The sequence below is a fragment of the Nonomuraea sp. NPDC050733 genome, from assembly GCF_040654215.1.
Taxonomy (GTDB): domain Bacteria; phylum Actinomycetota; class Actinomycetes; order Streptosporangiales; family Streptosporangiaceae; genus Nonomuraea.
Map to the genome: position 1 here is coordinate 1 of NZ_JBFAHO010000083.1, position 7272 is coordinate 7272.

Annotated in this window: 6 protein-coding genes; 2 read left to right on the forward strand and 4 right to left on the reverse strand. The window is 69.6% G+C overall.

Going from position 1 to position 7272, the window contains the following annotated elements; translation table 11 throughout:
- Window positions 1-140: 140 nt before the first annotated feature.
- Genes AB0H64_RS44780 through AB0H64_RS44795 form a run of 4 tightly spaced genes read right to left on the reverse strand, consistent with a single transcriptional unit; the run spans window position 141 to window position 3724 of the window.
- Window positions 141-1145 carry a methyltransferase gene (locus AB0H64_RS44780; RefSeq protein WP_357638022.1) on the reverse strand — a complete coding sequence of 335 codons (1005 nt, stop codon included), beginning with the start codon at window positions 1143-1145 and terminating at the stop codon, window positions 141-143.
- Between the two features lie 43 nt (window positions 1146-1188).
- The gene (locus AB0H64_RS44785; protein ID WP_357638024.1) at window positions 1189-1968 is read right to left on the reverse strand and encodes an ABC transporter permease; all 780 of its coding nucleotides are present in this window, start codon (window positions 1966-1968) and stop codon (window positions 1189-1191) included.
- The gene (locus AB0H64_RS44790; RefSeq protein WP_357638027.1) at window positions 1965-2741 is read right to left on the reverse strand and encodes an ABC transporter permease; all 777 of its coding nucleotides are present in this window, start codon (window positions 2739-2741) and stop codon (window positions 1965-1967) included. The genes AB0H64_RS44785 and AB0H64_RS44790 overlap by 4 nt, the downstream gene beginning before the upstream one ends.
- Entirely contained in the window at window positions 2738-3724 is a 987-nt protein-coding gene (locus tag AB0H64_RS44795) for an ABC transporter substrate-binding protein (RefSeq protein WP_357638029.1), read from the reverse strand. Before AB0H64_RS44795 ends, AB0H64_RS44790 begins: the two co-directional genes overlap by 4 nt.
- A gap of 406 nt (window positions 3725-4130) precedes the next feature.
- Here AB0H64_RS44795 and AB0H64_RS44800 point away from each other — a divergent pair, with 406 nt between their 5' ends.
- Window positions 4131-7052 (forward strand): nitrate- and nitrite sensing domain-containing protein, encoded by a 2922-nt coding sequence (locus AB0H64_RS44800; protein ID WP_357638031.1) that lies wholly within the window; start codon window positions 4131-4133, stop codon window positions 7050-7052.
- Window positions 7049-7272: roadblock/LC7 domain-containing protein (locus AB0H64_RS44805; protein ID WP_357638034.1), on the forward strand; the 224-nt coding region annotated here is incomplete at its 3' end. The genes AB0H64_RS44800 and AB0H64_RS44805, both read left to right, overlap by 4 nt.

The following is a 7272-nucleotide window of genomic DNA, read 5'->3' on the forward strand; positions in this document are numbered from 1 at the left end:
GACGCTGGCGCCGCACATCCCGCTGGTGCGTCTGGACGCGCGCTCCAAGGACTCGGTCAAGAGCGCGCTGATCAACCTCGTCGAACACGCGCTCAGCGTGCGCATGGCCGTGCCGGGCTGGAGCAACTAGCAGACGCTCGTCAGCTCGGCACCGCCTCGATGAGCGAGGCGCCCGCGCCCAGCTCGACCACGTCCGCGAGCTTCAGGCCGGCCTGGTCCAGCAGCGCCGCGTACTCCTGGCGGCTGCGCTCGACGGCGCCGTCGAAGATGGCCAGCATCCGCATGTCGAGATCCTTGCCGAGGTGCGGGGCCTCGTCGTCGGGCAGGACCACTTCGAGGAGCAGCACGCGGCCGGTGGGGGCCATCGCCCGGCGGACGTTGCGCAGGATCCTGACCGCGTCGTCGTCGCCCCAGTTGTGCAGGACACTGGCCAGCAGGTACACGTCCCCGCCGGCCGGTACCTCGGCGAAGAAGTCTCCCGCCACGACGTCGCACCGGCCGGCCAGGCCCTCGCCGCCCAGCCACTCCCGGGCGCTCTCGGCGACGTGTTCGAGGTCGAACAGGACACCCCGCATCCCCGGGTTGGCCTGAAGGACCGTGGCGAGGATGTGCCCCTTGCCCCCGGCGATGTCCACCATGGTGCCGGCCCGCGAGAAGTCGTACCGCTTGGCCAGGCCTTCGGTGAAGGTGACGGCTCTGGCCCGCATGTAGTCGTCGAACAGCCGGCTCGTCTCCGGACGGGCGGCCAGATGCTCGTACAGGTGGCCGTACTGGGCGGCGAACGCCGACCTGCCGGTGCGGACCGTCGTCGGCAGATTGCCCATGGCGTACCAGAAGCCCTCCTCGCCGAGCATGCGGATGGAGGAACGGATCGAGTCCGGGGCGTCCGAGCGGAGGGCGGCTCCCCGCTCGGTCAGGTCGTGACCGTCCGCCCCGGCCTCGCGGATCAGGCCCATGCCGGCCAGCTCACGCAGGACCCGGCGCAGCGCGTGGGGATCGGCCCCGCAACGCTCGGCCAGCTCTTCGGTCGTGACCGGCCCGTGTGCCAGGTGGTCGGCCACACCCAGCTCCGCCATGGTCAACAGAGCCGCGAAACGGGACAGGCCGGATACCGCGTCCCAGAGGAGATCGTCCGAATGGGGCATGTGTTCTTTGCCTTCTATGAGTGGGGTTCGCAGGTGCCGGCGTTCATCTGGTTCTGCCGGCCTGCCGGTGCCAGATCAGCACACGGTGCTCCACGAGCACGAACAGCGTGTTCACGAGGTAGCCCAGGAGCCCGAGGAGGGCGATCGTCGCCCAGACGCCCGGGGTGTCGAAGCCGTACTGGGCCTGCAGCAGCTGGTAGCCGATGCCGTCGGTGCTGCCGAAGAGCTCCGAGATGACCATGAGGATGAGCGCCAGCGACAGGCTGAGGCGCAGCCCCGCGAAGATCTTGGGGGACGCGGCCGGAATGACGATCACCCGCAGGCGCTGGGCCCGCGACAGGCCGAAGACCACGCCCGTCTCGGTGTAGGTCCGGTCCACGGCGCGGGCTCCGTCGATGGAGTTGAGCAGCACCGGCCAGATCACACCGAACACGATCGTGGCCAGGTGCATCTGCAGACCGGCGTGGAACAGCGCGAGGAAGAGCGGCAGCAGCAAGGGTGGCGGGATGGCGCGGCCGAACTCGAAGAGCGGGTCGACGTAGTCGGCCGCCACGCGCGAGCGCCCGAGGACCACCCCCACCGCGATGCCGATCACGGCGGCGAGGAGCCAGCCGCCGAACATGCGTTGCAGGCTCGGCAGGATGTTGGCGATCGCGTCATCGGTGAGGAACAGCCGGGAGGCGGGCCCGGAGAACCACATCTCCCGCATGCGCAGCACGATCACCGAGGGCGGCGGGAAGTCGGTGTCCCCGGCGACCCGCGTGACGATCTCCCACACGACGATCACGGCGGGGACGAACCAGAGCCTGGACAGTACCTTCACGACTCTCGCGCCCCCGTCCGCATCCGGTGCCAGTGGAACAGCCGGCGCTCCGCGGCCATCAGCATCATGTTCGCGGTCAGTCCCAGGGCGCCGGCCCAGAACGTCGCCGCCAGCATGAGATCCATCCTGTTCCCGGTTCCCGCCTGGATCACGAAGACCCCCATCCCGCCGGTGCCTCCGGCCAGCAGCTCGGCGCTGATGGCCAGGATGAGCGCGACCCCGGCGGCGATCCGGACACCGGTCGCCACGAAGGGCGCGGCGCTGGGGAGGCTGACCCGGCGCAGCACGGCCAGCGGCCCGAACCCGAAACTGCGCAGCGAGTCCTTGGCCACCGGGTCCACGTCGTGCATGCCGTACAGGGTGTTGATGAGGATGGGCCAGACGGACGCGTAGACGATGACGGAGATCTTCATCGCCATGTCCAGCGGGATCAGCAGGATCGCCAGGGGGATGATGGCGACCGAGGGGATCGGGCGCATGAACTCCAGCAGCGGCCGCACCGCTCGCTCCACGGGGGAGAGGGCGCCCAGCAGCACTCCCAGCGGGACGGCCACCACGACGGCGATCAGCAGACCGAGCAGCCAGTTCCGGAGGGTCGTGACCGCCCCCGCGAGGAAGCCGGGATCGGCGAGCAGGCGCGCCGCCTCGTACAGCACCACCGAGGGCGGGGGGAAGACCAGGTCACTGCTCAGGGCGAAACGGATGACCAGCTCGCCGGCGACGAGGAACCCCGCGGCGCCGGCGAGACCGCGGAGCAGCCGTGCTCCGATCATCCGCTGGCAGCCGTCACGATGATCGACTTGGCGGCGACCGGGCTCTCCAGGTACTTGTACTCGAGCATCAGGTCGGAGACCTTCTGCAGCCGGTTCTCGTTCAGCTCGCTCGGGTAGCTGCCCAGCGTGATGACGGACGCCGTCTGGGCGTCGATCTTCGTGTAGGTCGGCAGCACCTTCTCCACTTCCTTGCGGTCACTGGAGGCGAGCGCCGTCGCCTTGGCGACCGCCCGCTGGAAGGCCGCCATGGTCTTCGGGTTCTTCTGCGTCCACTCGTCGGTGGCCATCCAGCCGGCGATGGGGAAGTCCTCCATCTGGCCCGTCATCGTGTCGGCGAGCTTGCGGAAGCCGAGCTGGGTCTGGGTGGCGGTGATGAACGGCTCGGTCAGCCAGGCGGCGTCGGCCTGCCCGGAGGTGACGGCGTTGGCCATCTCCGGGAACGGCTTCGCTGCGAACTTGACGTCGGTCTCGCTGAGGCCGGCCACCTTCAACTGCGTCGTCACGGCCAGCTGGGCGACGTTCTGGAGATTGTTGACCAGGACCGTCTTGTTCTTGAGGTCCGCCACCGTCTTGATCGGCGAGTCCTTGGGGACCATGATGTTGAAGGTGTTCGGACCAGCCTGGTACATGTCGGCGATCATCTTGACCTTCTCGCCCTTGCTGGTCGCGAGGAAGGTCGAGACGTAGTTGCCCTGCGAGATGTCCAAGGCGCCGCTCTTGATCTGCGGAATCGCCGCCGCGCCACCGGTGATGACCACCGGCTCGACCGTGAGGCCCTCGTCCTTGAAGTATCCCTTGGCAATGGCGATGTGCAGCGGCGCGACGTCCGGAATGGGCAGGGCCCCGACCTTGATCGTGGTCTTCTCTAACCCCTTGCCACCGGAGGCCGTGGTGGGGGCATCACTGGCCCCACTGCAACCGGCAAGGGTAAGTGCGGCTGCTACGCCCAGGGCGACGGCGTGACAGCGCAGTATGCGTCTCATGGGGGGTTCTCCTACCAGGGGAAGCTTCTGGAGATGGGCACCTTTGGATGCCGGGCGTGAAGCGTACCGGAGAGAAGATCAGAGCTGAAGCGCTATACCCCCTATATGGTGATATCCGCTATATGTCAGATTTGTGCGCAATATGCTGATAAATCCGGTATATCCCTGCCGTGGGTTCCTAGTCCGGTAGCCGGACACGCAGAGTCGCCGTTGGAACGATGGAAAGCCTGATGCGTTGGCTCATCACTGAGGTTTGTGCTCAAATTGGGGCGAACTAGCCTGCGATCATCTCGTTGGCGTGACGATGCCGCTCATCCCCAAGCAGGCCCATGGCGAGAGGTTGCCACCAGTGACGACGACAACGACCGAGCCCGGTCGTAGGGATCCTGACGTCCCGGGACCGTCCGTGGCCGATGACGTGCCGGCGGAGCTGCCGAACCCGGGCAGCGCGTTCGCCCTGCGCAACTGGCGTGTCCGCACCCGCCTCATCGCGCTGATCGCCGTCCCGACCATCGTCGCCGTGCTCTTCGGCGCCCTGCGGGTCACTGGGTCGATTAGCAGCGCCGAGCAGTACCAGCGCTACAGCGACGTGGGCGCTCTGATGTCCCAGCTCGGGGAGCTGTCGCGCGATCTCGCGCTCGAACGGGACATGGCGGCGCGCTACGTCGCCTCGGGCCGCAGGTCACAGGAGGGCGACCAGTTCAGGCGCCAGCAACTGGTCGTCGACGCCAGCGTGAAACGCGTCTTCCCGGTCGCCACGGCGGCCGAGCCGTCGCTGTCGGAGCTGGGCAGGAGGACGCTGGCGAACACCCGCACCCGGCTCGGTCAGCTTGCCTCCCTGCGCCAGACCGTGACCAAGTCGCAGCTCCCGCCGCTTCCCACCATGGAGAAGTACTCGGAGACCATCGCCGAGATGCTGCAACTGTTCGACGAGCTGAGCAACGGCTCGACGGACGAGCAGCTCATCGCGGCGAGCGCGGCCGTGCGCGCTGTCGCGCGCGCGGAGGAGGAGGCGTCCCAGCAGCGGGGTCTGCTGACCATCGCCCTCGTCAGAGGCTCCTTCCTGGAGACGGAGTTCAACGCCTTCCTCGACGCCCGCTCCCGGCGCTTCAGCGAGCGCTCCGCCTTCCGCGCCGTGGCCACGCCGGCCCAGCGCCAGTTCTACGACAACACGGTCGCCAGCCAGAAGATCGGCCGAGGCGAGCTGTACGCGAGCAGGGCGGTGCTGCTCCACAGCACCGGCGTGTCCCTGCGCCGGCTGGACCCCGCGACGGCGAGCGACGTCAACCGCTGGTTCGACTCCATGACGGAGACCATCGACCGGCTCCACGCGGTGCAGAAGTCGCTGGCCGAGCAGATCGCCACGCGAAGCGCCGACATCCAGGGCGGCGAGAAGCAGCTGGCCGGACTCAACATCGGCATCGTCGCCGTGCTGCTGCTCATGGTCCTCGCGATGACCTCCATCATGGCCCGTTCGCTCGTCCGGCCGCTCCGGCGCCTGCGCGGGGACGCGCTCAAGGTCGCCAGCCGGACGCTGCCCGAGCTCGTCCGCAACCTGCGGGACGGCGAGGTCGACGCGAAGGCGATCCGCGTGCCGCCGATCGCGGTCTCCTCCAGCGACGAGATCGGTGAAGTGGCGCGGGCGTTCGATGAGGTGCATCGTGAGGCGGTGCGGCTGGCGGGTGAGGAGTCGCGGCTGCGGAGCAATGTGAATGCGATGTTCGTGAACCTGTCGCGGCGTAGTCAGACGTTGGTGGAGCGGCAGATCACGTTGATCGATGGTCTGGAGCAGGGTGAGCAGGACGAGAGCCGGTTGGCGAACCTGTTCAAGCTGGATCATCTGGCCACTCGTATGCGGCGTAACAGTGAGAACCTGCTGGTGCTGGCGGGGCAGGACCCGCCGCGCCGCTGGAGTCAGCCGGTCAAGCTGGTGGATGTGGCCCGCGCCTCGCTGTCGGAGGTGGAGAACTACGAGCGGGTCGTCCTCCAGGTCCCCGACGGCGTCTCCGTCGCCGGTCAGGCCGTCAACGACGTCATCCACCTGCTGGCCGAGCTGGTCGAGAACGCCCTGTCGTTCTCCCCGCGCGAGACCCGCGTCACCGTCTCCGGCAGCCGCATCGACGGCGGCGGCGTCATGCTCTCCGTCACCGACTCCGGCATCGGCATGACCCAGGACGAGCTCGTCCAGGCCAACGAGCGGCTCGTGGACGCCCCCACCGTGGACGTCTCCGTCTCCCGCCGCATGGGCCTGTTCGTGGTCGCCCGCCTGGCCCACCGCCACGGCATCCGCGTCCAGCTCCGCCCGCACGGCGGCGGCGGCCTGACCGCCATGGTCCTGATCCCCGAGTCGCTGCTCGGCAACCAGCCCCCGGCCTACCCCGGTGCCGGCGCCGCCGGGAGTGCCCGCGAGGAGGCGTACGCCTCGGCCGCCCCCGCTCCCACCCCCGCGGCCCCGCCCATGGCGCAGTGGCCCGCGGGCGGCTACCAGCCGGGGCCCGGCCACCCGTCGTACTCGTCGGGCAACTACCCCTCCGGCCCCGGCGACTCCGGCGGCTCCTGGCCCGCCGTGTCCTCCATGCCGCAGTGGCCCTCCGACGTCGGCGGCTGGCCCTCCGAGCCGCGCGCCACGAGCGCCGGCGCGCCCCAGGGCACAGGCATGGGCGCCGGGTACGACACCTCTGACGTCTGGGTCCCCGCCCGCAACACCGGCGGCTCCTGGCCGAGCGACGGAACCGGCGGCGGGCTGCCCAAGCGCCCCACCGCCGACCAGCCGCAGAGCTGGAACAGCGGCGACCACCAGCCGCAGAGCTGGAGCAGCGGAGAGCAGCAGAGCACCTGGAGCTTCGCCGACCGGGGCGAGACGAACGTCTCCCCACGCCCCAGGTACGACTTCCCCGAGACGGAGGCCGCGGCCACCGGCCCCATGCCGGCGGTCAAGCCCGCCTCCGCGGGCGACGAGTTCCTGCCGATCTTCGCCTCGGTCGAGTCGGCCTGGTTCGACCACGGGGAGGCCGGCGCGAGCTGGGGCACCTCGAAGGCCGACGCCGGGTGGAGCGCCGCCGAGGCGGTGGTGGAGCCGGTGCGTGACGGGGCGACCGCGTCCGGTCTGCCCAAGCGGGTGCCCAAGGCGAACCTGGTGCCCGGCTCGGCCGACTCGGCGTCGGCACCCAAGGCGGTGGCCCCGATGCCGGCGGTCTCCCCGGAGCGGGTGCGCAGCCGGCTGTCCAGCTTCCAGCAGGGCTTCCGGGCCGCGCGTGACGACATCAGCGAAGGCAAGACCTACTCATCCGGCACCGGGCCCGCTGACAACAGGGAGGAGGGCGCATGAACGACTTCAGTCATGGGGCGCGCGGTGTCGACTGGCTGATCACGGACTTCGTCAACACCGTTCCCGGGGTCGCGCACGCGGTGGTCGTCTCGTCCGACGGTCTGCCGCTGGCCGCCTCGGCGGGTTTCCCGCCGGACCGGGCGGACCAGCTCGCGGCGATCGCGTCGGGGCTGGTCAGCCTGACGCAGGGCGCGGCGCGGGTGTTCGAGGGTGGTGTGGT